Source organism: Salinivibrio sp. ML323 (assembly GCF_001995745.1).
Classification (GTDB): domain Bacteria; phylum Pseudomonadota; class Gammaproteobacteria; order Enterobacterales; family Vibrionaceae; genus Salinivibrio; species Salinivibrio kushneri.
This window is the reverse complement of record NZ_MUES01000001.1, coordinates 275,676-300,001: the sequence shown is the minus strand read 5'-3', so window position 1 is coordinate 300,001 and position 24,326 is coordinate 275,676. Positions and strand designations below refer to the sequence as shown.

21 protein-coding genes are annotated in these 24,326 nt (G+C 50.9%); 4 read left to right on the top strand and 17 right to left on the bottom strand.

Going from position 1 to position 24,326, the window contains the following annotated elements:
- Entirely contained in the window at positions 1–1,077 is a 1,077-nt protein-coding gene (locus tag BZG13_RS01400) for a 3-deoxy-7-phosphoheptulonate synthase (RefSeq protein WP_069363492.1), read from the bottom strand.
- 179 nt (positions 1,078–1,256) lie between these two features.
- Here BZG13_RS01400 and BZG13_RS01395 point away from each other — a divergent pair, with 179 nt between their 5' ends.
- Both BZG13_RS01395 and btsR read left to right on the top strand, forming a co-directional pair.
- Entirely contained in the window at positions 1,257–2,954 is a 1,698-nt protein-coding gene (locus BZG13_RS01395) for a sensor histidine kinase (RefSeq protein WP_077484517.1), read from the top strand.
- Entirely contained in the window at positions 2,951–3,667 is a 717-nt protein-coding gene (btsR, locus tag BZG13_RS01390) for a two-component system response regulator BtsR (RefSeq protein ID WP_077484436.1), read from the top strand. The genes BZG13_RS01395 and btsR overlap by 4 nt, the downstream gene beginning before the upstream one ends.
- A 19-nt stretch (positions 3,668–3,686) precedes the next feature.
- Here btsR and BZG13_RS01385 read toward each other — a convergent pair whose 3' ends face one another.
- From BZG13_RS01385 to ffh, 7 genes are all read right to left on the bottom strand, one after another.
- Positions 3,687–4,076: a DUF2799 domain-containing protein gene (locus BZG13_RS01385; RefSeq protein ID WP_077484434.1), complete on the bottom strand. Its 390-nt coding sequence runs from the start codon at positions 4,074–4,076 to the stop codon at positions 3,687–3,689.
- Between the two features lie 147 nt (positions 4,077–4,223).
- Complete coding sequence (locus BZG13_RS01380) at positions 4,224–5,648, bottom strand: carbon starvation CstA family protein (protein ID WP_077484432.1); 1,425 nt, start codon at positions 5,646–5,648, stop codon at positions 4,224–4,226.
- Between the two features lie 218 nt (positions 5,649–5,866).
- Entirely contained in the window at positions 5,867–6,220 is a 354-nt protein-coding gene (gene rplS, locus BZG13_RS01375; protein WP_046074125.1) for a 50S ribosomal protein L19, read from the bottom strand.
- Between the two features lie 28 nt (positions 6,221–6,248).
- The gene (gene trmD / locus BZG13_RS01370; RefSeq protein WP_077484430.1) at positions 6,249–7,004 is read right to left on the bottom strand and encodes a tRNA (guanosine(37)-N1)-methyltransferase TrmD; all 756 of its coding nucleotides are present in this window, start codon (positions 7,002–7,004) and stop codon (positions 6,249–6,251) included.
- 25 nt (positions 7,005–7,029) lie between these two features.
- Positions 7,030–7,557, bottom strand: coding sequence for a ribosome maturation factor RimM (gene rimM, locus BZG13_RS01365; protein ID WP_069363487.1), 528 nt, complete (start codon positions 7,555–7,557; stop codon positions 7,030–7,032).
- A gap of 28 nt (positions 7,558–7,585) precedes the next feature.
- On the bottom strand, positions 7,586–7,834 hold the full coding sequence (gene rpsP, locus BZG13_RS01360; protein WP_069363486.1) for a 30S ribosomal protein S16: 249 nt from the start codon (positions 7,832–7,834) through the stop codon (positions 7,586–7,588).
- Positions 7,835–8,039: 205 nt separating this feature from the next.
- A complete protein-coding gene (gene ffh, locus BZG13_RS01355) occupies positions 8,040–9,422 on the bottom strand; it encodes a signal recognition particle protein (protein WP_077484428.1) in 1,383 nt (460 codons plus the stop codon).
- 181 nt (positions 9,423–9,603) lie between these two features.
- Between ffh and BZG13_RS01350 the strand changes: the two genes are divergently transcribed.
- Together BZG13_RS01350 and BZG13_RS01345 are read left to right on the top strand one after the other, a co-directional pair.
- Entirely contained in the window at positions 9,604–10,401 is a 798-nt protein-coding gene (locus tag BZG13_RS01350; protein ID WP_077484426.1) for a cytochrome C assembly family protein, read from the top strand.
- A 106-nt stretch (positions 10,402–10,507) separates the two neighbouring features.
- On the top strand, positions 10,508–11,794 hold the full coding sequence (locus tag BZG13_RS01345) for an HlyC/CorC family transporter (protein WP_077484424.1): 1,287 nt from the start codon (positions 10,508–10,510) through the stop codon (positions 11,792–11,794).
- A gap of 144 nt (positions 11,795–11,938) precedes the next feature.
- On the opposite strand, the gene BZG13_RS01340 is transcribed toward BZG13_RS01345, so the two are convergent.
- The 9 genes from BZG13_RS01340 to BZG13_RS01300 form a co-directional block, all read right to left on the bottom strand.
- Complete coding sequence (locus tag BZG13_RS01340) at positions 11,939–14,494, bottom strand: LuxQ periplasmic sensor domain-containing protein (RefSeq protein ID WP_077484422.1); 2,556 nt, start codon at positions 14,492–14,494, stop codon at positions 11,939–11,941.
- Between the two features lie 3 nt (positions 14,495–14,497).
- Positions 14,498–15,544 carry a substrate-binding domain-containing protein gene (locus tag BZG13_RS01335; protein ID WP_077484513.1) on the bottom strand — a complete coding sequence of 349 codons (1,047 nt, stop codon included), beginning with the start codon at positions 15,542–15,544 and terminating at the stop codon, positions 14,498–14,500.
- Positions 15,545–15,846: 302 nt separating this feature from the next.
- Positions 15,847–16,365 (bottom strand): S-ribosylhomocysteine lyase, encoded by a 519-nt coding sequence (gene luxS / locus BZG13_RS01330; RefSeq protein WP_077484420.1) that lies wholly within the window; start codon positions 16,363–16,365, stop codon positions 15,847–15,849.
- A gap of 29 nt (positions 16,366–16,394) precedes the next feature.
- Positions 16,395–17,012, bottom strand: a complete 618-nt coding sequence (locus BZG13_RS01325; RefSeq protein WP_077484418.1) for a transglycosylase SLT domain-containing protein — start codon at positions 17,010–17,012, stop codon at positions 16,395–16,397.
- Positions 17,013–17,026: 14 nt separating this feature from the next.
- Positions 17,027–18,604: a glutamate--cysteine ligase gene (gshA, locus tag BZG13_RS01320; RefSeq protein ID WP_077484416.1), complete on the bottom strand. Its 1,578-nt coding sequence runs from the start codon at positions 18,602–18,604 to the stop codon at positions 17,027–17,029.
- Positions 18,605–18,701: 97 nt separating this feature from the next.
- A complete protein-coding gene (locus BZG13_RS01315) occupies positions 18,702–21,551 on the bottom strand; it encodes a M16 family metallopeptidase (RefSeq protein WP_077484414.1) in 2,850 nt (949 codons plus the stop codon).
- A 10-nt stretch (positions 21,552–21,561) separates the two neighbouring features.
- Positions 21,562–21,984: a YqaA family protein gene (locus BZG13_RS01310; protein ID WP_069363477.1), complete on the bottom strand. Its 423-nt coding sequence runs from the start codon at positions 21,982–21,984 to the stop codon at positions 21,562–21,564.
- Positions 21,985–22,046: 62 nt separating this feature from the next.
- Positions 22,047–23,003, bottom strand: coding sequence for an NADP-dependent oxidoreductase (locus BZG13_RS01305; protein WP_077484412.1), 957 nt, complete (start codon positions 23,001–23,003; stop codon positions 22,047–22,049).
- Positions 23,004–23,186: 183 nt separating this feature from the next.
- Positions 23,187–24,317: a sodium ion-translocating decarboxylase subunit beta gene (locus tag BZG13_RS01300; protein ID WP_069363475.1), complete on the bottom strand. Its 1,131-nt coding sequence runs from the start codon at positions 24,315–24,317 to the stop codon at positions 23,187–23,189.
- Positions 24,318–24,326: the final 9 nt, after the last annotated feature.

The following is a 24,326-nucleotide window of genomic DNA, read 5'->3' as shown; positions in this document are numbered from 1 at the left end:
TTAGCCCTGTTGAATACGTTGTTGAAGAGAGGTTGCCAGCTCTTGGTGAGCATGACGCAGCAATTGTTCGGTAGACGCCCAATCAATGCAAGCATCAGTGATCGATACCCCGTATGCCATTTCATCTTTCGGCAGATCCGCTGATTGGTTACCAGCGTTGAGGTGACTTTCAATCATCAAGCCAATCACAGAGCGGTTACCTTGTTTGATTTGATGGATCACATCTTCCGCTACCAGCGGCTGGCGACGATAATCTTTACGTGAATTCGCGTGGCTACAATCCACCATCAGGGACGGGTTCAGTCCCGCGGCCTCCATTTGCTGCTCACATTCAGCGACGGAGACTGAGTCGTAGTTGGTTTGCTTGCCGCCGCGCAGGATCACATGGCCGTTCGGGTTTCCTTGGGTATTCAGCAATGCCACTTGCCCGGCTTGGTTGATCCCCATAAACCGGTGCCCAGATGCAGCGGCTTTCATCGCATTGGTGGCGGTGGCCAAATTGCCATCCGTGCCATTTTTAAAGCCGATTGGCATCGACAGGCCACTGGCCATTTCACGATGGGTTTGTGATTCGGTGGTACGTGCGCCAATCGCCGCCCAGCTAAACAGATCGCCAATGTATTGCGGGCTAATCGGATCCAGCGCTTCGGTGGCCAGCGGGATCCCCATTTGCGCCAAATCTGTGAGCAGACCACGCGCTTGCTTTAAGCCTGATTCGACATCAAAGCTGCCATCCAGATGGGGATCGTTGATCAACCCTTTCCAACCTGTGGTGGTGCGTGGCTTTTCAAAGTACACCCGCATCACGATAAACAAATGATCGCTCAACTCATCCGACAAGGCTTTCAGGCGACGCGCGTAATCTTTTGCTGCTTCCACATCATGAATCGAGCAAGGGCCACACACCACGAGTAAGCGATGATCGCGTTTGTGAATGATATCCGCCACGGTTTGGCGCGCTTGGCTGATCGCCGCACGGGTGCTTTTTTCAATCGGAAATTGCGCGCGAAGTGCTTCTGGCGTGAGCAGAACTTGCTCATCGCGGATATGGACATTGGTCACCGAATCTTGCTGCATAGCCTTGCCTTAACTTGTTCATTAGGTTTTACACAGACAATATCAGGCTCTATTTTAAAAGCAATAGGGAGTGTACCATTTTATTTACCGTGTAATATTAAGTTTACAAATAGATTATCATAGAGTCTTAAACGACCAACCGTTACTATAACCTATCCGTGATTTTTGTGTGGGTGGTTATGGCCCTGGTTCTTTCCCTCTTGCAGCAAATGAGCGTTTATCTGGTGATTGCCTATTTGCTGAGTAAAACGCCGGCGTTTATGCCGCTGCTGAGTATCTCTGGGCGGCTGTCGCATAAGATCGTTTGTTACTTCCTCTTCTCTGGGTTTTGTATTCTCGGCACCTATTTTGGCCTAAGTATCCAAGATGCGATTGCCAATACTCGCGCTATCGGCGCAGTAATGGGCGGCTTACTGGGCGGGCCGGTCGTGGGATTTTTGGTAGGGCTAACCGGTGGCTTGCATCGATATAGCTTAGGCGGTTTTACCGATCTCGCTTGCGCCATTTCTACCACTGCCGAAGGTTTGATTGGTGGCTTAATGCACCGCTACTTAGTGTCCCGCAACCAAACCAGCCGTTTATTTTCCCCTACCGTGGTGTTGGGGGTGACCTTTGTCGCCGAGCTGGTGCAAATGGCGATTATTCTCGCGGTCGCTGAACCCTTTAGCCGCGCGTATGAGCTGGTTAGCGCGATTGCCGCCCCCATGGTGATTGCTAACTCTATTGGCGCCGCGATGTTTATGAGCATTATTGTCGACCGCAAAACCCTGTTCGAACGCTATTCAGCGGCGTTTTCCAGTAAGGCGCTAAAAATTGCTGAACGTTCGGTCGGTATTTTAAGTAGCGGTTTTAATCAGCAAAGCAGTGAACAAGTCGCCGCCATTATTCAACAAGAGACCGGGGTCGGGGCCGTCGCGATTACCGATCGCGAAAAAATCCTCGCCTTTACTGGTATTGGCGATGATCACCACCTGCCAGGTACACCCATTGCCTCAGATTACACCCGGCGCGCGATTGCCGATGACCAACTCATCTATATTGATGGTGCCGACACGCCCTACTGCTGTTCATTGTCGCCTTATTGTAAGCTCGGCTCCGTGCTGGTGATCCCGCTACGCGGCGGCGATGGTTATGTGCTAGGCACGGTGAAACTTTATGAGCCGAAACGTAAGCTCTTTTCTGCCATTAATGTCACTATGGGTGAGGGGATCGCACGATTACTCTCCAACCAGATTTTGACGGGCCGTTATCAGCGTCAACAAAGCTTGCTCACCCAAGCTGAGTTAAACTTGTTACGCGCCCAAGTGAACCCGCACTTTTTGTTCAATGCCTTAAATACCATTAGTGCGGTGGTTAAGCGTGAGCCGGAACGTGCTCGCCAGTTAATCCAGCACTTATCCACCTTCTTTCGCAGTAACCTCAAGCAAAATCGCGAGACGGTGTCGCTTGAGCAAGAGTTGAATCACCTTGATGCGTATTTAGAACTCGAACATGCCCGCTTTGCCGACCGTATGCGTGTTGAAAAGCAGGTTGATCCGGCTATCTTGCACGCAGTGATCCCAAGTTTTACCTTACAACCTTTGGTTGAGAACGCGGTGAAACATGGGATCAGCCAATTGATGGCAGACGGTAAAATTGTGATCCGTGGCTGGCAAGAAGGCGAATGCCTGTATTTACAAGTGGAAGACAATGCTGGACTTTATCAACCGGCGGCACAGCACTCAGGACTTGGGATGCGGATTGTCGACAAGCGCGTGCGCGGTCTGTTTGGTGGCCAATATGCGCTAAAAATGACCTGTCAGCCCGATATGTGGACGCGGGCAACTGTCACTCTGCCCTTAACTTATCAAATGCCCAACAAGGAGAGACAGGGATGATAAAGGCACTGATTGTGGATGATGAGCTTCATGCACGTGAAGCCTTGGAAGATGAGCTACTCGCGCTTGGCGGCGTTGAGGTGGTTGGACAGTGCAACAATGCCATCGACGCACTAAAAACCATCAACCAAAGCCGCCCCGATGTGGTGTTTTTAGATATTCAGATGCCACGCGTAACCGGCTTAGAGCTCCTCGCGATGCTCGACCCCGACACCATGCCTAAAGTGGTTTTTGTCACCGCCTATGATGAATACGCGGTGCAAGCGTTCGAGGAGAATGCGTTCGACTATTTGCTCAAACCCGTCGAAACTGAGAGATTGAAAAAATCACTGGAAAAGCTCACCCGTGAGCTGAGCCAGAAACACGACTACCAAGTGATCACGCCCACATTGGATTTACTCCCTTGCGCCGGACATAACCGGATTACTCTGATCCCGCACCAAGAGGTTGAGGTCGCGCGTACCGCCTTAAGTGGCGTCGCCCTGCTCACCGCAAAAGGCGAATCGACCACGCACTTATCACTCAAAGTTCTGGAAGACAAAACACCACTGATACGCTGTCATCGGCAATACTTGGTACACCCTGCTGCTATCCGCGAAATCCAGCTGCTCGACAATGGCCTCGCCGAAGTGGTCACCACATCGGCGTATGTGGTGCCTGTCAGCCGTCGTTATCTCAAATCATTAAAAGATAAGCTCGGGCTATGCCAGTAACCCCCGCGCTTACCGGGCGCTAGTAAAAAAGCCCGTTGGCTTGGTTTTGAAAGTCGTTATAGCCGCGCTGCCATTCCATTCTAAAGCGCTGAGAGCCAGGACGACTTTCACACACACCCATATAGGGATTGCCATCCAACCCTAATTGGTAAGCATGGGTAGGATCGCAGTAGGCATCTATACCCTGAAGATAGCCTTGTTCATAATCGAGATAATTGGCGTTCATGCGCTCACCGGCTTGACTGGCTAGAGTCTGCAAATTTTTCAGTGAGCGCTGAGGCAGCCCCCGCTGCCCGTCTTGTTCACCAAGCCCATACCAGTTCTGTTCACCGACCAAGCCCTGGGTGGTCGATGCGGCGCATCCGACCAACAATGCGACAACCCATAATGAAAAAAATGTTTTTATCATGCTTACCCCTCACCCTACGTAAAAAAGCCCCAGCAAAAGCTGAGGCTTAGATCTTAGCGTATTTGCGCAGATATTGCCGTAAGACCAATCATTTAGATAACAATCAATCGACGCTAACCAAGGCGGCAGGCCCTGATGGCGTGGCAATCACTTCTCATCCGCGATCAGTTGTGGATTAGGCTTGTATCCCACAAAGAAAGCAATAGTGGCCGCAATGGTCGCCCCCAGGCCAATCATGGTGGCGATATTCATCGGCAGGCTAAACCCAATTTCAGCATTGGCCAAGTAAGTGACGGTCACGGCGGTCATAAACATTGCCGGAATCGTACATACCCAGTGCAGCTTATCGCGTTTAATCAGGTAAGCCGCCGCGGCCCACAGCATGATCATCGCGGTGGTTTGGTTGGCCCAGCCAAAGTAACGCCAAATCACACCAAACTCTGCCTTGGTGATCAAAAAACCGATCACAAACATGGGGACCGCAATCATCAACCGCTTCACCATCGGTTTTTGCTGAATTTTCAGAAAGTCGGCGATAATCAGACGCGCAGAGCGGAAAGCGGTATCACCTGAGGTAATCGGCAGCACAATCACACCCAAGACCGCCATAATGCCTCCGACGGTGCCAAGTAGTGAGGTAGAAACCTCATGCACCACCGCAGCCGGGCCACCGTTAGCCAGCGTTTGATTAAGCGCCTCACTCGACTCATAGAAGCTCAAGCCCAGGCTACACCAGATAAGTGCAATCACACCTTCACCGATCATCGCGCCGTAGAAGATAAAACGCCCTGACTTTTCATTTTGCATGCAGCGCGCCATCAATGGCGACTGGGTAGCATGGAAACCGGATACTGCTCCACAAGCGATAGTAATAAACAGCAATGGCCACAGTGGTAGATCAGTTGGGTGGAAGTTAGTCGCAAAGTCTAGCCCTTGGCTGTAGAAGCTGTGATCGCTCACAGCCAAGCCGATAATCAAGCCCACCGACATAAAGACAAGCAAGGCACCAAACACGGGATAAAAACGGCCGATGATTTTATCAATGGGTACCACTGTTGCCAGCACATAATAGGCAAAGATAATCCCCACCCACATCGCCACGCTCATTTCTGACAGGCTACCCAACAACTTGGCGGGACCGAGTACAAATACCACGCCCACCAACATCAAGAGCAACACCGCAAAGAAGTTCATAAAATGTTTAGCGAAGTTACCCAGATGCTCACCGACCACAGAAGGCACGGAGGCCCCATTGGCGCGAACACTCAACATGCCCGAGAAGTAGTCATGCACGGCCCCCGCAAAAATGCAGCCAAATACAATCCATAACATGGCCACAGGACCGTACAAGGCACCGAGAATCGGGCCGAAGATGGGGCCTAATCCAGCAATATTTAAAAGCTGAATCAGGTAAATTTTTTTGTCCGACAGCGGCACATAATCCACGCCGTCGCTCATGCTCATGGCCGGTGTCGCTTTTTGCGGCTTAGGCCCAAAAATTTTGGTAATAAAGGTGCCGTAAGTGAAGTAGCCCACAATCAAGGTCACCACGCATAATAAAAACCAGGACATCACTGTTCTCCATGTCGTTAGCGGCTAAGCTGCCAGTCTTTTAGTAGGGTACAGATGCCATTTTGCCGACATAGCCGCCACATTCATCTGCTTTGTCGGTGAGTGGTCGCATGGCCGAGTAAACGGTTGTAAGCACGGTTGAGCGGTTGCGCGGTTGAGGACATTAAAAAAGCCCGTCCAAGTGGACGGGCTTTTTGAGCAATAAACGCCGAGGGCGATTACTTCTTGTTAAGACGCTCTTTGATTCGAGCTGACTTACCAGAACGCTCACGCAGGTAGTACAGTTTGGCACGACGTACTGCACCGCGACGTTTAACAGTAATGCTGTCGATAACTGGCGAATGGATTTGGAAAGTACGCTCTACACCTTCACCGCTTGATACTTTACGTACGGTRAATGCAGTGTGTAGACCACGGTTGCGCTTAGCGATAACCACACCTTCATATGGCTGCAGACGCTCACGGTTACCTTCTTTTACTTTAAGCTGTACCAGGACAGTGTCACCTGCTTGAAACTCAGGCAGGTCTTTTTTCATTTGCTCTTCTTCGAGCTGCTTGATGATGTTACTCATTGTTTATAACCCTAGAATAAACTGAAACTCAATTTGATTCGGCACTTGCACGGTGTTCTTTTATGAACTCGGCAAGTAGTGATTCCTGTTCGTCAGTCAGAGCTAGGTTTTCCAGGAGCTCTGGTCGTCGTAGCCAAGTGCGACCTAGCGATTGCTTTAATCGCCAGCGACGAATGTCCTTGTGATTGCCGGATTTTAGCACCTCTGGTACCCCCAACCCGTCTAACACTTCTGGACGTGTGTAGTGTGGACAGTCTAACAACCCGTTAGCAAAGGAGTCTTCCTCTGCTGACGCCATGTCGCCGAGTACACCCGGTACAAACCGAGCAACCGCGTCCACCAGCGTCATTGCGGGCAGCTCGCCCCCACTGAGCACAAAATCTCCCACTGACCATTCTTCGTCTACATGGGTTTGAATAATGCGCTCATCTACCCCTTCATACCGGCCGCAAATCAAAATAAGTTTGTCATTGCTCGCCAGTGATTCAACCCCCGCTTGGTCGAGCTTGCGCCCTTGCGGAGAGAGGTAAACCACTTTCGCTTTATCGCCTGCGGCATATTTGGCAGCGTGAATAGCATCGCGCAACGGCTCAACCATCATCAACATACCGGGGCCACCGCCGTAAGGTCGATCATCAACCGTGCGGTGCTTGTCTTGAGTGAAATCACGCGGATTCCACGTTTCGACGTTTAACAGCCCTTTTTTTACCGCTTGGCCCGTGACTCCAAAATCAGTGACCGCTCGGAACATTTCAGGAAACAGGCTAATAATGCCAACCCACATATTTCCGCTCGCTTACTGTTGGAGTTTAAAAACCAGGATCCCAGTCAACTTCGATCCGTTGAGCAGTGCGATCAATTGACTTGATAACCTGCTCTTCAAGGAACGGAATTAAGCGTTCCTTTTTGCCAAAAGCATCTTTGAGGTTGGCTTTGACGACAAGTACGTCGTTCGAGCCGGTTTCGAGCATGTCAGTCACCGTACCGAGGTGGTAGCCTTTTGCATTCACCACGTCCATGCCAAACAGCTCACGCCAATAAAACTCTTGATCTGACAAAGCAGGCAGCGACTCAGTCCCGACTGCAATCTCAGCATTGGTCAGCATCTGCGCATCTTCGCGCTGATCCAGCCCTTTGAGCTTGGCAACATACCCCTTGTTGTGGCGTTTCCAGTCTTCTAACTCAAAACGTTGCCACTCGCCACGCACCTGGATATACCAAGGTGAGTAGGCAAAAATGCTCTCAGCTTCTTCAGTGTAAGAAAAAATCTTGAGCCAGCCACGAATACCGTATGACGCGCCTAGCTTGCCAACCACGATAGTATCTTGCTCACTCATTTCTTCTTTTAACCCTGACACTGGAGACTTACGCTGCTTTCGCGGCGTCTTTGACTAGCTTAGCCACACGGTCAGAAACCGTTGCGCCTTCGCCAACCCAGTGGTTCACACGATCCAGGTCAAGGCGTAGCTTCTCTTCCTGGCCTTGAGCAACAGGGTTAAAGAAACCGATTTTCTCGATGAAGCGACCGTCGCGCGCCTGGCGGCTGTCAGCTACAACGATTTGATAAAATGGGCGTTTTTTCGCGCCATGACGTGCCAAACGAATGGTTACCATATCGTCCTCATTTGCATTACTTAATAAAATTGGCCCCGTTTCGCGTCAGCAATGCGGGGCCTCGTGCCAAAATAAAGCTCGGGAATTTTACTCTTTATTGCTGTGAATGCAACTGGTTTAGTCAAATTTCCACCAGTTGTCCCAAGCCTCACAGCGAGTTGATCTGCCTGCCAGCACTGGGCTGACAGGCAAGTCCGCTATCTGATTAGCCCATGAATCCGCCAGGCCCACCTGGACCACCACCCGGAGGCATCATGCCTTTCATTTGGCGCATCATGTTGCGCATGCCGCCTTTTTGCATCTTCTTCATCATTTTCTGCATTTGGGTAAACTGCTTAAGCAAACGGTTCACGTCCTGCACTTGCGTACCTGAACCTGCAGCAATCCGCTTTTTACGCGACCCTTTGATGATTTCTGGACGCTGGCGCTCACGCGGTGTCATTGAGTTGATGATCGCTTCCATTTGCAAGAACATTTTGTCATCAACGTTATCTTTCACGTTGTCGGGCACATTCGACATCCCAGGCAGCTTATCCATCATGCCCATCATGCCACCCATGCCCTTCATCTGCTCAAGCTGGTCGCGAAAATCGGCCAAATCGAAGCCTTTTTTCTGCTTAAACTTCTTGGCCATTTTCTCGGCTTTGTCTTGATCGACATTACGCTCGAGATCTTCGATCAGCGACAGGACATCGCCCATCCCCAAGATACGGGATGCCACCCGGTCAGGATGGAAAGGCTCCAGGGCGTCGGTTTTTTCACCCACACCCAAAAATTTGATTGGCTTACCGGTAATATGGCGCACCGATAGCGCCGCACCGCCACGGGCATCACCATCGACTTTGGTCAACACGACACCGGTCAGTGCTAAAGCGTCGTTAAACGCTTTGGCTGTGTTCGCGGCGTCTTGACCTGTCATGGCGTCAACCACGAACAAGGTCTCAACTGGGTTGACCGAACTATGAACGTCTTTGATCTCGCCCATCATGGCGTCATCAACGTGCAAGCGGCCCGCGGTATCAACAATCACCACGTCGTAGAACTTCAACTTGCCGTGATCAACCGCCGCTTTGGCAATATCAACAGGGTTTTGGTCGGCGCTCGATGGGAAGAAATCCACCCCGACTTCACCCGCCAAGGTTTCCAGCTGTTTAATCGCCGCAGGGCGATAAACGTCCGCTGACACCACCAAGACTTTCTTTTTTTCCTGCTCGGTAAGCATCTTACCCAGCTTGCCCACACTGGTGGTTTTACCCGCCCCTTGCAAGCCTGCCATCAAAATCACTGCAGGCGGCTGTGCCGCAAGATCTAATTTTTCATTGGCATCGCCCATCACCGCTTCGAGCTCGGCTTGGACAATTTTAATAAATTCCTGACCAGGGGTCAGGCTTTTAGACACTTCAATGCCAACGGCGCGTTCTTTGACGCGTTTGACAAAATCACGGACCACAGGGAGCGCGACATCGGCTTCCAGCAGCGCCATACGCACTTCGCGTAGGGTCTCTTTGATATTGTCTTCCGTTAACCGACCTCGGCCGCTCACATTTTTGAGCGTCCGGGATAAACGTTCTGATAAGTTTTCAAACATGCGTTACTCGCCCACTCGTCCTATTGGCCCATGATTTTTCATCTGGGTGCAATCGCTGTCGCGAAATTACTGAGATTATACCGCAATCCCCCCATCGCTTGCATGTATCGATAGCGACGAAGATTGAGGCAAGGTATACTCACACCTTCATTCTTATTGATTAACTGACTGATCGGTGACGATGGAAATTCTGACAGCCTTATTCGCATCAATGCTTTATCTGGCCGCCATTTTGCAGATCATCCCCGGCTTGTCCAGCAACAATCAAATTAGTGCGAAGCCGGTCTTTTTCACCGCCGTGGCTGCGCTGGCGCTGCATGCTTATTTGTTAAAAGACCTGATTTTATCCGGTTCAGGACAGAATCTTAGCATGCTCAACGTCGCCTCCTTGGTGAGTTTTATCATTGCGATGATGACCACAGGGCTAATTTTTCGATTGCGGCTGTGGTTCTTGCTGCCGGTGGTTTACGCCTTCGCTGGGCTAAACCTGGCGAGTGCGACCCTGCTGCCCGGTGCCTTTATTACCCATCTCGAATCGCACCCAGAAGTGCTGTTGCACATTTCTTTAGCGCTGTTCGCCTATTCAACCTTGATGATCGCCACGCTCTATGCGCTGCAACTGGCGTGGTTGGATTATCAACTCAAACACAAAAAACGCCAGGTCATTAATCACAATGTTCCTCCTTTAATGATGGTGGAGCGACAGCTTTTCAACATCATTTTGGTGGGGCAGGTTTTATTAACCTTCACTTTAGTGACTGGGTTTATTTTTGTCGATGATATGTTCGCGCAAGGGAAAGCGCACAAAGCCTTCCTTTCAATGGCCGCTTGGGTCGTGTATGGCGTGCTCCTTTGGGGACATTATCAATCAGGCTGGCGTGGACGCCGGGTGGTCTGGTTTAGTATTGTGGGCGCCTTTCTACTCACTTTAGCCTATTTTGGCAGCCGTTTTGTCCGTGAGATCCTGATCGCGGGGTAAGACAGTGCGCGCATATGGCAAAGGGCAAACAGCCCCATAGGCGCGTGGCAGTAGTGTACACTCGAGCGTAGGCTCTGATCTTCAAACAAACGTAAGGAACAGTTCGTTGGACGACATATCGACGGGAATTTTAATTTCCCTTTTGGTATTGCTTATCGTCATTTCCGGTTATTTTTCCGGGTCTGAGACAGGCATGATGGCCATTAACCGCTACCGGTTACGCCACCTTTCTAAATCAGGCCATAGCGGCGCTAAGCGGGTCGAAAAACTGCTCACTCGGCCAGACCGATTGATTGGTCTAATCCTGATCGGCAATAACTTGGTCAATATCCTGGCCTCGTCGATCGCCACCGTTTTAGGTTTGCGCCTGTACGGTGATGCCGGTATTGCAATCGCCACCGGGGTACTAACCATGGTGATTTTGGTCTTCGCGGAGGTGACCCCTAAAACGCTCGCCGCCCTCTACCCGGAACGGGTCTCTTTTATCAGCAGCTTTGTGCTGACCATTCTGATGAAAGTGTTCTATCCGTTGGTCAGTTTCGTGAACTTCATAACCAATGGCTTTTTACGGATGCTGGGGTTAGGCGCCAAGGCTGATGGCAAAGACAGCTTAAGTACCGAAGAACTGCGCACTATTGTTAATGAGGCCGGGAGTCTGATCCCGCGCCGCCACCAGCATATGCTATTGTCGATTCTTGAGTTAGAAGAAGTGACCGTGGATGACATTATGGTACCGCGTAATGAAATCACCGGGATTAATATCAATGATGACTGGAAGTCGATCATGCGCCAATTCACGCATGCTCCGCATGGACGGATGGTACTCTATCGCGACACCATCGACGAAGTGGTTGGCATGCTGCGCGTGCGCAAAGCGTACCGCTTAATGGTTGAGAAAAACGAGTTTAATAAAGAAACACTGCTGCGCGCCGCCGACGAAGTGTACTTTATTCCGGAAGGCACACCACTGAACGTGCAGATGTTGAAATTCCAACGCAACAAGCAACGTATTGGTTTGGTCGTTGACGAGTATGGCGACATGATCGGTTTGGTGACCTTGGAAGATATCCTTGAAGAGATCGTCGGTGAATTTACCACCTCATTGTCACCGAGCTTGGCAGAAGAAATTACGCCACTGACCGACGGTGGCTATCTGATTGAGGGCAGCGCCAATATTCGCGACTTGAATAAGAGCCTTAATTGGGCCCTACCAACCGATGGGCCGCGTACCCTCAATGGCCTTATCCTCGAGCACCTAGAAGATATTCCTAACAACCGCTTAAGTGTAGAGATTGATGGCCATCATATTGAAATTGTTGACGTTGCAGACAATATGATTAAGCAAGTTAAGGTATTACCGGCCAAGCAACCACAAGCGAGTGTAAACAGCTAGTTGAGCACCTTCGCATCAGCTATATCACGGCACTAGCACCCTGAAAAAGCCATGAGATGAACGCACAAAAAAGTGGGGCCTTCCCCACCTTTTTTGTGCTTGCCTCTTTTTAGGTCATCACCTAATCGCCCGTTACCACTGCCATCATGAAGAGCTGTTTTCCGTAGAGGTGTAATGCCGTAATGCTTCAATAAAGCTAGCCTCTTTGATGGGTTTCACAATCACATAATCGGCACCCGCTTGATAAAAGGCCTCATGAACATGACCGTACGCATCTGCCGTGCACGCATAGATGGGGACGCGGAGCCCTAACGTATGACGAATCGCTTTGGTCGCATCAATGCCGCCAAGATTCGGCATATGGTTATCCATTAATACCAGATCATAGGGCGCTTGTTGGAGACGTTCGAGAGCCTGCTCCCCATCTTTCACCCAATCAACATCAATCTGGTATTTGTTGCAAAACGCTTGAGCCACCATGGCATTGATTTTATTGTCCTCGACCAGCAACACCCGCTCAATGCCCAAAGACGCCGGATCAAAGGGATCAGCCTCGACGGCTTGTGCAGGTTTAGCGTGTGTCACGGTCACAGGCACAGTGACCATAAAGCGACTCCCTTTTTCCGGCTCACTGGTCACATCAATCTCCCCCCCGAGCAAGTCGAGTAAGCTTTTCACGATAGATAAGCCCAAGCCACTGCCTCCGTATGTCCGCGTGACGCTGGAGTCAGCTTGTACAAAAGGGTCAAACAAGGATGCTAGCGCTTGCTGATTCATTCCCACGCCCGTGTCAATGACCTCTATATGTAAGCTTGTTTGCTCACCCGACTCGACTAATTTGATGGTCATCCCCACCTTGCCGACATGGGTAAACTTCACCGCATTACTCATCAAGTTGAATAGGATTTGAGTCAGGCGTGATTGATCAGAGTACACCATGGTGTCACCCGCGACGGGGGCATCAATGGTCAATGCAATCTGTTTACTCTCACAAATCGGGGTATAGATATTCTCAACGGTACGAACCATATCTTGCAGATAAAAGTCGTCGTGCTCGATGGTCATCTTTCCTTGTTCAATTTTGGAAAGGTCAAGTACATCATTTAGCACAGTTAGTAAGTGCTCACCACTTTGATAGAGACTCCCTAAAAGATCTTTTTGCTCTTTTTCTTTTGCCTTATCACTCAATATTTGGGTAATCCCTAAGATACCATTAAGCGGCGTTCGAATTTCATGACTCATCTTAGCCAAGAACTCCGACTTAGCACGGGCAGAGGCTTCAGCCGCCTCTTTGGCACGTTGACTTTGCTGCTCCGCTTCGATCAATGACGTGATCTCTTGACCCTGCCCAATCACCGCTTTCACTTGGTTGTCGACCATTAACGGCGCCAGATTCCAACGATACACCCGACGATCAATCTCTATATTCACCCCTTTTAAAATCGTCCCGTCTAATGCGCGTTGTAGGTGAGGGGTAATCGCACACATAAACTGGTCGTAGAGCCAACTCGAGGCATGGATTTGCTCGTCATAGTTAAGCTTTAGTTTGGCCGCGGGGTTAATCCGTGTAATATCAAAGTGGGTGTCCCAAACGATGATGGGTGACAAGGCATAATCAAACAGGTCTTGGAGTGAGCGCTCTTTTTCATACAAGGCATCAAACGTGGACTCCAAGGTTTTACCGATATGGTTAAACTCTTCAATATCCGATCCTGCAAAGGGCAAGGTGCGCTGTCGAGAGCGCGCGCCTTGGGTATAACGCATCAACTTTTCCAGTGAATCTGCGATGCGCGTTTGCACAAATCGATTAACCCAGATCGCTGCCACGATAATCACCATCGTGGTTAGCAGCAGGTTAATCCCCATTTGCCGCTGCAATGCCACCACATTGTCGTTTTGCTGTGCCGACAGCAGCGTAATTTTTGAAGGCTCACCAGCAATGCGTAACTTGGCTTGGCTCACTAAATAGTGGCGAAATGCTTGACTCTCGCCTGGCGCGGGAAGCGTGAGATCGCGGCCAATATCATCGTTGCTGCTCAGCGTCGAGGCGAGAGTGACGTTATCGGCAGACAACCACACCGCTTGCGTACCACTGGCGCGCTGCAAACTTTTGACAAACGAGAAGTTGCCATTAAGCATCACCACCACATATAAGTAGCCCCCCAACTTGCCGCTCGATTGAAACACAATCGGTGTGCGTCGCATTAACAGGTAGCTCTGCTCCATCTCTGTGGTGATGGTGGTTAACGCCCACCGATTAATCCCCCTTAACTGGAGGCGTAGCTGCTCTAACTGCTCACGATCAATACCATGAAAGAGGCTGCTACCGTCATGCCACAGCACACGGTCGTCTTTGGCGATAAAACGAAAATCGGGGGTGTTGGCCACGTCTTGCTGTTCTTGCTCGATAAAGTAATCATCTAAGGCAGCACTGTCCTCATTCGCCACCATTGATTGCAATGTCATACTCGCGGCATTGGTATTTTGATGAATTTGCAACGAGGTCAAGCGACTATCAAACACATTTTGCAGCAGACGAGACGTCTGCGTCAGGGTACGGGTGATTTCTTGATTAATCCCCGCCAACGTCAGCTGATAACTCTGTATATACACCCCGGCCGTCACAAAGAGGAAGAAGACCACGATCAAACGGGTCAGTAATTGAGACAGTGACAGCTTCGGCGATCCCGATATGGCCATTTTTTAGTCCGAGTATCTAAATGCTTGTTTTTTAAGCGCTTTTATTCGCTCAGGATCATCGTAGCGAGTAACCACTTCAAACCGCCCAGAATAGACCACAGGCACAGGTTGATGCTCAATATCACGCTTGATCGCCTCGGCCATGGCGACACCTGTGTCATCATTCATTCTCATCACAGTCACATCGAGTTGACCGGCGGCAATCGCGTCGAGTTCTGCCGAGCCACCGCCCCAGCCGTTGAGCCCAACCGTATCACGACCTAATTCATCTAAGGCCTGGACGGCACCAAACGCGACATCGGTTGCACACGCATAAATAAAGTCGAGCTTTGGATTATTATTTAGCATCGCTTTCGCCGCTTGGTAACCCGATTCTTGATCACCCTTGGTGTAATAAGCAGACAGCAAACTGCTATCACCGTGCGAGCTCATGGCCTCAATAAAGGTATCTCCCCGTGCATCACTGACATAACCTTGCGAAAAATAAAGCACCGAATAGTTCACGCCTTCAGGATATCGCTCTTGGTAATAGCTTGCCAATGCACGGCTACCACGTTGGTGATCAAACCCCACATATAAGAACGGCTGATTGTCTTGCCACGCTTTTACGGGCGTGGTGATATTTTGCAAAATAAGCTTGGTTTTGGTTTGTGATAACACATGGTTAATAAATTTACGGTGGCGCACACTGTTCAAGGTAAAAATGAGATAATCGGCACCATCACGTAACGCCGCATACAACGAGGCACTTTGCTCACGAATATCAGTATTAGGGCGCGTCGTCACTTCCTGAAGCTCATAGGGGATATTGAGCGCATTCAGCCGCCGCTCGAAGGCACGCACATTACGCTGCCAGTAATCGGATATTTGCTCGCCTGGCACCACCACTGAGATTTTTATCGGCTCCATGGCACCTAAAAAAGGCACGGGATCACGCTGTACGAGCGCATCCAATTCGGTGGTTAGCCTTTTTTGCTCCGGGTGCAGCGCAAGATACTCATCATAGGACCAAAAACCATTGAGTGATCCGTGGGCATTCGGCATCACCATCAGCAAGGTGAGCCCAGTTAACCAACGGCAAAAACGGATCGCGTCATTTAGATGTCTAGTGCGTAAACTCACTTTTATCCCACAGCCCTTTTGTTTCCGAATCAGTGCCAGCTTAGCGAAACCCGTGCACCGACGCAGCGAGAAAAGCGAGAAGCGTGCTTGATGAGGCAAAAAAGATGCAACAACGCCTACACTTCCCAAGCATTTATCTAGCAATCAAGACAAAAAGGGAGAAGCCATCAATACCAACAAAAACGGCAGCCCAATAGGGGCTGCCGTTAGCGTTCAAAAACAGAGACGCGCTAGTCGACACGCAACGTTTGTAACATGGACTCAGGTAAGGAAAGATCATCGTTTTTGTTCACGGTCACCCCGGCATCGATGATGGCACGCGCGATATCTTTCGCCTCGTTAAGTGAGTGCATCTCATACGTCCCGCATTGATACTCGTTAAGCTCAGGGATCTTGTCTTGCGACGGTACAACCAGCACATCTTCCATCGCCAATTCCCATGCTTTCGCCACCTCAGACTCTTGGGGCTCACCAATCAGGCTCATGTAGAAGCCTGTACGACACCCCATCGGCGAGATATCAATGATCTCCACCTTGTCGCTGTTGAGGTGGTTACGCATAAACCCAGCAAATAGGTGCTCGAGCGTGTGGATCCCTTTTTCCGTCAAGTGCTCTTCGTTAGGACGACAAAAACGAAGGTCAAACACGGTAATCGTATCACCGCTGGGGGTCTGCATCGTTTTTGCAACACGCACAGCCGGTGCATGCATGCGCGTATGGTCAACCGTAAAACTATCTAATAGTGGCATCTTACCTCCTTTGTTCCTCGCGGCGACCCTTAAAATGGCCACCAGCTCAGATTATCCTCGAGTCGTTGTCGGCAACCTTTTAGCTGCCAACCGTAGTCCTTTGCTTGTTGTTCGACTTTGCGCGCCACGCGTTTTAACCCAGGTTTCCCCTCAAACGAGCCGCGCTGAAATCCACCTCTACCTTCATGGTAAGCCAAATATTGGCGATACACATCCCACTTTGACACCCCAAGTTGGCGGTAGGTTGCATCGGTATACCAGCCAATAAACTGTAACGCATCGGCAAAGTCAGCACGGGCGCCACCATTATCTGTGGCTTTTTGATAATCGGACCAAGCCGGGTCTTGCGCCTGCGCATAGCCATAGGCACTGCTCACTCGCCCCCACGGCAAGATGCCTAACACATAATCACGCGGGGGCAAGGCATCATGCACAAATGCACTCTCTTGCTTTACGAACGCCATGGCCACTTGGATGGGCGTCCCCCATTCCTCTTCCATATCCACCGCCGCTTCAAACCAATCGGGGTGCTGGTCGAAGATCGCACAGAGGTTGTTGGGATTATCCGGCGGTGGTGCGGCACATCCTGATACCATCACCACGGTGAAAAGTGCACCAATATGACGGGAAAAGTGCTTCCTGCTCATCGTCGTCCGTCCAATTACCAGCTTTCRGCCATGGGCACRTCTTTAAAGTAAGCATTCAAAAACGCTTCAAAGCTTTGTGTATCACTGTCTTCTACCGCTTTTTGACGCGCAACGCTTTGTTTGGCTTCTTGTAAAAAGTCGGCATCACTGTGGATATTGTAAGGCACATCCGCTAGCGCCGCTTTGTGGTCACGCGCAAGGCTTAGCCCTAGGCCGCCAATTCCACCTTGCGCTATCACGTCAGCGAGAACACGGCCAGATAACGTGAGCTCTGGGTTATCAAAGCAGGTGATCATCTTGTCACAGACGGTCTCATAACGATGATCCCCAACGGCTTGATCCATCACTTTCGCCAACTGCTTAAGCTCACCCATTACTTGTAATCCCCACTCTGCTTGCGTGAGGGTCTCGCCTTCGCATCCTGTGGTCAGGGTTAACCCTGGTTTGCGGCCTTCGAGTACAATTTTGTTCCAATTGTCACGCCAGCAATTGAGTTCAGGATCAGTCATCGGCTCAGAGGGGGACAAGGCACACCAGGCGACGAACAGATCAAGGAAATGAATCTGATCCTCTTCAATCCCCACCGCGCTGTATGGGTTCACATCCAAAGAGCGGACCTCGATGTACTCGACACCGCCTCGCTCAAGCGCTTCGGTCGGCTTTTCACCGCTTTCGGCATTCCGCTTAGGGCGTATGGGGGCATATAGCTCGTTTTCAATTTGCAGCACATTGGTGTTGAGCTGACGATACGTCTCGCCATCACGAATACCTAGCTTGGCAAACGCGTGTGAGGGGGTACGAATCGCGTTTCTTAAACCTTCAAGATATTGCTCTAGGGTGTTAAAGCCAATTTTTAGTTCCGCTTGCGCATTGTTGGTATACCCCAAGTCACTCAAGCGCAGCGACGTTGCATAAGGTAAGTAACACGTCCCTGACGGCATATGCTCAAAGGGCAATTGGCTTTCCGCATGCTTGATAAACGAGCCACATAAAGCAGGTGACGCACCAAATAGATAAGGGATCATCCAACCATGGCGGTAATAATTACGAATAAGATCAAAGTACCCTTGGGTGACTGACGCTTGGCTTACCGTGTCTGAGTGGTACAAATGCTGCCAAAATGTCTCAGGCAAAGAGATGTTAAAGTGCACTCCTGAGATCACTTGCATGACACTGCCATAGCGATGCTTGAGCCCTTGGCGATACAAGGTCTTCATGCGGCCGATATTTGAGCTGCCGTATTGCGCCAAGGTGATATCGTCTTCCGATGCCACCACGCATGGCATTGACATGGGCCACAATTGTTCGTCGCCCATTTGCTGATAGGTAAAGCGATGGATGTCCTGCAACTCATCCAGCATCCCTTTCACCGAGGTGTTAACAGGGGTAATAAACTCCAACAGCGATTCCGCAAAATCCGTCGTGATCCAACGGTGTGTCAGCGCCGATCCAAGTGTCTCTGGATGCGCCGTCTGCGCTAAGTGGCCTGTTGGCGTAATGCGTAATGCCTCGCGCTCCAATCCGCGGCCAATCCCCTTTAAGGCATCTGGGTTCTGCGCTAAACGCGCTAACCGTTGGGTAAAGTCAGTCAAAATGTATCTCTTATTTTTTTAAGCTGCGTGGCGGTCAATATAAACAAGCTATTGCTCAAAAGCCATCACGCAGCGGAGTAAGTTTATCCAAATAGGCTTATCGATAATCAAGCGCTAACCTGCGCACTGGCAAGCCAAGTTGACGTAAGCTATCGCTAAGGCGAGACGCATCCCCGACCACAATAATTTGATAGTCGTTAGGATCAAACCAACGTGTCGCTTGGGCATTCAGCTGTTGCAATGTGATTGATTGCAATGAGGCTTTTTGTGCCTCACGGTAGTTGTCGTCTAAATCAAAGGCCTCAATATGCGCGATCAAGCCTGCTTTTTCCCATGGCGTTTCATAACGCAGCGCATCACGCTGACCACTCGATTGACGCAAATAGGCAAGCTCTTGCTCAGTAAACCCATTTTCTTGTGCATGAGCCATTTCTCTCCAAAGCTCTTTAATGGCATCGGCACTGGCATCCGCACGCACATCGGCACTCACTTCAATGGTCCCGGTTTGACGACCACCATACACTCCACTGTGGGCGCCGTAGGTATAGCCTTTGTCTTGACGCAAGTTTTGATTCAGGCGCGCATTAAAATTGCCCCCTAAATTAAAGTTGGCTAAGCGGGTTTTAAACATCGGGCCGGTGGCATCGTAGGGCATACCATGGCGCACCATACGAATACTGGTTTGGGAGGCTTGCGGTTTATCCACCAGCCAAATTTGTGCCTGGTCGTAGTCTTTCGGAACGGCACGCGCCATCTGAGCCGTCGGTGGCGTTTGCGCTTGCCACGGCGTGATCCGGTTGGCGAGATTGATCGCATGTTCACGCGAAAGATCACCCACCACAATCAATTGGCTGCCTTGCAATACGTAGTGCTGGCGATAGAAGTGTTTCACATCATCAAGTGTCATGGCTGCAATATCTTCCGCGACACCTCCCTCTGGGGCGCGGAAGGTGGCATCTTGATATAACAGCTGGTTTGTCGCTTGACTAGCTAACCAACCGGCATCATCAGCGCGAGAGGCCATGCCCTCCAATAACTGGGTTTTAACACGATCAAAATCTTTTTCTGCAAAGGTCGGCGCGCGCAAGGTTTTATTGACCAGTTTCAGGGTCTCACCCAGATGCTTTTTCAGTGATGTTACCGTGATTTGTGTATGGTAACTGTCTGCGTCGACATTGACTTGACTGCCCAGCTTGTCTAGCGCTCGAGTCAGCTCAGCGGCTGACATACCTGCCGCGCCCTCGGTCACCATGGTGGCCGTTAAGTGAGCGATGCCTCGCTGATCGTTAGGCTCCATCAAGGTGCCGGCGGGTAAACGAAGCTGCAAGGTGACCGTGGGTGTCTCGCGGCTCACTGTGCCTGCCAGGTGAATACCATTGTCTAAGTCCGCCCGATAAATGCGTGGCACATTCACCGTAACACTCCCATTCGGAGCCGGGATCTGGGTGCGATCGAAGTCTTCTGGCGTATCACGTCGCGCTAACGTGTCGTGCGGGTTTTGCGTCTGTACCTGACCATAATCTGGACGCTGATAGATAAAATTCGCTGGCGCCGCCACCAAATCCGTCCGTCCAACGGGGACCACACTGGTGTTCACTGCGGGCTGACCTTTTATCCATTGCCGATAGCTTTCCATCACCTTGTCAGGGGTCACCGCATTGAGGCGTGAAAGGCGCTGATTCATACGGTTTGCATCACCGTAGAGCGTATAATCTCTGGCCAGCTGTGAGACCTTGCCGTCGACACTTTGCAGCGCAAAGATGTTATCGGCTTCCACCATGGATTGGATTTGGTCGATATCCTCGTCACTGACTCCTTTCGCCTCAAACTGCGTCAGAGTTTGCGTTAACAAGGTACGGATCTCAGCCAGTGATTGGCCTTGGCGGCCGACACCGTAGATCTCAAACGTACAGGCCAGCTCACCGCACTGATGCGATGCGCCTGCACTTAACAGCTGCCCCGTTTGCACGAGGGATTGATAAAGCACACTGTCACGCCCTTGCCCCAATACATTGGCCAGCACGCCCAAGCGCGTCGTGGTATCCGTCTCAGGCACACTGGTAGGAAAGGTCATTACCAATACCGGTTGCGAAACCTTATCTTCCAATGTCACAAAGCGAGGGCCGTCCAGCGTGACCGGTTGAGGTTTCGCCTCTGGTATTGATGGGCCTTGAGGAATATCACCAAAGTATTTTTTCACCCAAGCAAGGGTTTGATGAATATCGATATCGCCACCAATGGTGAGGGTGGCGTTGTTAGGCCCATACCAGCGCAGAAAGAATTGCTTGAGATCACCGACATCGACACGGTTAAGATCCTCAACGTAACCAATCACCGGCCATGAGTATGGGTGACCCTCAGGGTAAAGTGCTTGATTAATCGTCTCGTTAACACGGCCATAAGGAACATTGTCTATCCGAAATGCGCGTTCGTTTTTCACCGTGTCACGCTGCACTTCAAATTTGCGTTGAGAGACCGCATCGAGCAAAAAGCCCATGCGATCAGATTCAAGCCAAAGGACACGCTCAAGCTCGTTAGCCGGCACGGTCTGGTAATACTGGGTGGTGTCACGGTTGGTTGAGCCATTGTTATAGCCCCCCACTTCTTTTATGCGCTTGCCGTGATCGTCCACATGCTCTGAGCCTTCGAACATCATATGCTCAAAAAAGTGTGCGAAGCCAGATTTCCCCGGCTCCTCCCGGGCAGAGCCCACGTGATAACGCACATCAACGTTGACAAGAGGGTCGGAGTGATCCTCATGCAACAGCACCGTCAGTCCATTATCTAATTCAAATTGTTGATAAGGAACTTGGGCACTGCCCGCTGGGGGCGAGACAGTTTTGATCCACGTAATGCCCTCAGGCGTTTGAGTGGGTGAAGAGCCAGTCAGTTGGCACCCTGACAAGACAGATAATAAGAAAAATGTGGCGAGCAATAAACGTGGCATAGAATCATTCCTAACCGGCTACCCAACGAAATGAAATCACAATCACTAGGTAGCGCGATGCTTTTGCAACAAAGATAATCAACCAGCACCAAGATTGGCGAAGGCGCAGCCAGCCGGCCACCACGCAAAGCGGATCACCCATAATCGGGACCCAACTTAATAGCAAGGCAGCATAACCATAGCGTTGCAGCCCAGCGAGCGCTCGGCGGTGCCATGATTGACGCGGTTGATAATCGGGCAGCCAACGCCCAATGGCGTAGTTGGTCATACCACCGAGCGTATTGCCGACCGTGGCAATCGCCACAACGATCCCATCCGCGAATGAGTGCTGGGTTAATAAATACACCAAATTGGCTTCAGAGCCACCAGGCAATAAGGTCGCACTTAAAAAGCTGGTGGCAAATAAGGTTGCCAGCAGCATCCAATCGTCCATTCGACCTCATGCAGTATCATTGGTTCAGCGCTTACGACAAAGCGCTCCCCCGGGGTGAATGGTTAAGCCGAGGGCATTTCCAACACACGCTTACCACGTGTATGACCTGTTTCTAACGCTTTGTGCGCCTGTGCGCCCTGTTCAAGCGGGTAGACGGCCGCGATATCTATTTTCAGATCGCCCTGATCAAGCATGTCGAGCAAGCGCTGAGTCTGCCAAGTATTTGGATCAACCAACATACCTGTCGCCTTCAGCCCTCGCTCGGCAGCCGCGGAGGTAATGGTATCGCGCGTATTAGTGGGGACGGTGACAATACGCCCACCGGTTTTCAGGCCTGCTAATGCATCAATGGCGGTGTCTCCTCCCACCAAATCAATCACCAGATCAAATTCACCATTGGCGGTAGCCCAATGCGGTTGATGGTAATCGATCGGTGTCGCATCCAGTTGACATAAAAAGGCATGATTGTTTTCAGAAGCCGTGGCAAAAACCTGGGCCCCGAGACGAACGGCTAACTGTACCGCAAGGTGCCCGACGCCGCCGGCGCCGGCTAAAATCAATACTTTTTCGTCACGCGCCAGTTTACCATGCTCAAGTGCTTGCCAAGCCGTCAGCCCTGCCAATGGCACTGCGGCGGCATCCACCATAGGCACACTCGGCGGCACGGTTGATAACAAGCCAGCATCGGCGACCACATATTGGCTGTATCCCCCGCCTTCGGTGGGAAAACCAATCATCCCAGCGACACGATCCCCCACATCAAACTTGCTTTCATTGGTGCCATTCGCCACCACGACCCCGGCAACGTCATAGCCAGGCACCCAAGGCAAATGATCGCGATTATGCTCAGCAGCCCAACCAAGCCCTGCTCGCGTTTTTGCATCAATGGGGTTAATCCCTGCCGCTTTTACTTGAATCAACACCTGCTCTTCAGAGGGCGACGGAATCGAACGGTTGACTGGGGTAAGTACCTCTGGTGCACCAAATTCAGTGATTGCAAGTGAGAGATTATTCGACATATTGACTCCTTTCGCATGCCATTGTGCTTATGCTGGCGTATCTATTAAAAGTATTCGCCTTGACGACGAGATAAAGCACAGAGCCATTGCAAAGCGTAAACCTCTAGTCTTAACAAAAAAAGCGGCAGACTCAATGCCTACCGCTATTTTCTTTTTATCGACTCGGTATCAAATCACTGAAGGCTAGCCGACCAAAGCCAGCAAAATCCCGGCCGCGACCGCTGAGCCCAATACACCAGCCACATTGGGCCCCATTGCATGCATTAACAAGAAGTTGTGTGGGTTAGCATCGAGTCCTACTTTGTTAACCACTCGGGCCGCCATCGGAACGGCTGATACACCGGCTGCCCCAATCAATGGGTTGATAGGATCGCGGCTAAAGCGGTTAAGGATTTTGGCCATTAATACCCCAGTTCCGGTGCCGATGCTAAATGCGACGGCGCCCAATACCAAGATCCCTAAGGTTTCAAACTGAAGAAACTTATCGGCTTCCAATTTGGAGCCTACCGCCAGACCAAGGAAAATGGTGACAATGTTGATCAGCTCATTTTGCGCCGTTCCCGATAAACGGTCCACCACGCCACACTCTCGCATCAAGTTGCCAAGACAGAACATACCAACCAGCGGGGTCGCCGAGGGCAAGAACAAGATGGTCATCATCAGAACCGCCAGCGGAAACAGGACCTTCTCTGTTTTCGACACATGACGGAGTTGCTTCATCTCAATCTTGCGTTCGCTGTCAGAGGTAAACAACTTCATGATGGGTGGCTGAATAATGGGCACCAGTGCCATATAGCTATAGGCTGCGACGGCAATGGCGCCGAGCAAATCCGGTGATAATCGACTGGCGAGGAAGATAGCCGTCGGCCCATCCGCGCCCCCAATGATGGCAATAGAAGCGGCATCTTGAAGGCTAAACGCCATGCCTGGCACCAAGTTAAGTAAAATGGCCCCAAACAAGGTAGCAAAAATACCAAACTGTGCCGCGGCACCGAGCAACAAGGTGCGCGGGTTAGCGATCAGCGCGCCAAAATCGGTCATCGCCCCCACCCCCATAAAGATCAGCAGGGGGAATACGCCAGTATCAATCCCGACATGGTAGACGTAGTAGAGCAGGCCGCCTGGCTCGTTAAAACCGGCATTGGGTATATTCGCCAATATGGCGCCAAAACCGATAGGTAGGAGCAACAGTGGTTCAAACCCACGTCGAATCGCCAAAAAGAGCAATAGACAGCCCACGGCAATCATTACCAACTGTGGCCACTGGAAGTTTGCCAGTCCAGTTTCCGACCACAGGATCATTAATCCTTCCATGCTGCCCTC

What these genes read in the sequence shown, in the direction of transcription:
- luxS (WP_077484420.1), bottom strand. Translation starts at nt 16,365, where the DNA reads ATGCCACTATTAGATAGTTTTACGGTTGACCATACGCGCATGCATGCA.
- BZG13_RS01335 (WP_077484513.1), bottom strand. Translation starts at nt 15,544, where the DNA reads ATGGTGATGCCGAATGCCCACGGATCACTCAATGGTTTTTGGTCCTAT.
- BZG13_RS01380 (WP_077484432.1), bottom strand. Translation starts at nt 5,648, where the DNA reads ATGTCCTGGTTTTTATTATGCGTGGTGACCTTGATTGTGGGCTACTTC.
- BZG13_RS01340 (WP_077484422.1), bottom strand. Translation starts at nt 14,494, where the DNA reads ATGGCCATATCGGGATCGCCGAAGCTGTCACTGTCTCAATTACTGACC.
- BZG13_RS01315 (WP_077484414.1), bottom strand. Translation starts at nt 21,551, where the DNA reads ATGCCACGTTTATTGCTCGCCACATTTTTCTTATTATCTGTCTTGTCA.
- BZG13_RS01400 (WP_069363492.1), bottom strand. Translation starts at nt 1,077, where the DNA reads ATGCAGCAAGATTCGGTGACCAATGTCCATATCCGCGATGAGCAAGTT.
- BZG13_RS01310 (WP_069363477.1), bottom strand. Translation starts at nt 21,984, where the DNA reads ATGGACGATTGGATGCTGCTGGCAACCTTATTTGCCACCAGCTTTTTA.
- BZG13_RS01395 (WP_077484517.1), top strand. Translation starts at nt 1,257, where the DNA reads ATGGCCCTGGTTCTTTCCCTCTTGCAGCAAATGAGCGTTTATCTGGTG.
- btsR (WP_077484436.1), top strand. Translation starts at nt 2,951, where the DNA reads ATGATAAAGGCACTGATTGTGGATGATGAGCTTCATGCACGTGAAGCC.
- trmD (WP_077484430.1), bottom strand. Translation starts at nt 7,004, where the DNA reads ATGTGGGTTGGCATTATTAGCCTGTTTCCTGAAATGTTCCGAGCGGTC.
- BZG13_RS01350 (WP_077484426.1), top strand. Translation starts at nt 9,604, where the DNA reads ATGGAAATTCTGACAGCCTTATTCGCATCAATGCTTTATCTGGCCGCC.
- BZG13_RS01305 (WP_077484412.1), bottom strand. Translation starts at nt 23,003, where the DNA reads ATGTCGAATAATCTCTCACTTGCAATCACTGAATTTGGTGCACCAGAG.
- BZG13_RS01300 (WP_069363475.1), bottom strand. Translation starts at nt 24,317, where the DNA reads ATGGAAGGATTAATGATCCTGTGGTCGGAAACTGGACTGGCAAACTTC.
- BZG13_RS01385 (WP_077484434.1), bottom strand. Translation starts at nt 4,076, where the DNA reads ATGATAAAAACATTTTTTTCATTATGGGTTGTCGCATTGTTGGTCGGA.
- BZG13_RS01325 (WP_077484418.1), bottom strand. Translation starts at nt 17,012, where the DNA reads ATGAGCAGGAAGCACTTTTCCCGTCATATTGGTGCACTTTTCACCGTG.
- rimM (WP_069363487.1), bottom strand. Translation starts at nt 7,557, where the DNA reads ATGAGTGAGCAAGATACTATCGTGGTTGGCAAGCTAGGCGCGTCATAC.
- ffh (WP_077484428.1), bottom strand. Translation starts at nt 9,422, where the DNA reads ATGTTTGAAAACTTATCAGAACGTTTATCCCGGACGCTCAAAAATGTG.
- rpsP (WP_069363486.1), bottom strand. Translation starts at nt 7,834, where the DNA reads ATGGTAACCATTCGTTTGGCACGTCATGGCGCGAAAAAACGCCCATTT.